The sequence below is a fragment of the Pseudomonas yangonensis genome (assembly GCF_009932725.1).
In the GTDB taxonomy this organism is placed as follows: Bacteria; Pseudomonadota; Gammaproteobacteria; order Pseudomonadales; family Pseudomonadaceae; genus Aquipseudomonas; species Aquipseudomonas yangonensis.
In genome coordinates this window covers 1-338 of record NZ_BLJU01000244.1, presented here as the reverse complement: position 1 = coordinate 338, position 338 = coordinate 1, and the positions used below count along the sequence as shown (strand labels likewise).

Here is a 338-nt window from a genome sequence, read left to right as displayed (position 1 = left end):
CGCCCGGCCGGCGCCTGGCACTGGATGCCCTTCAACGCCTGCTCGAGGCGGATACACCGCTGCGCGTGCTGGAACACGTGGCCCGTGACAAGGCCTGCGAACACCCGAGCAAGGCCTGCCATGGCGACTCCTGCCCTCTCGCCAAGGGCTTCTACGACCGCCTGCCGGCTGCACGCAGTGCGGCGCTTAAGGAACGCTGGCTGGATCAGCAGGCCGTGCGCAATATCGCCATCGCCCACGGCGTTTGCCCCTACTACCTGAGCCAGGAGCTGTGCCGCTGGGGCGACGTGGTGGTGGGCGACTCCAACTACTACTTCGACCTCGGCGCGCTGCTGCAC

General features: G+C 68.0%; 1 pseudogene. It reads left to right on the top strand.

The features are described from left to right. Nucleotides 1–338, top strand: a pseudogene (locus GYB81_RS24180) (ATP-dependent DNA helicase); the annotation flags it as partial.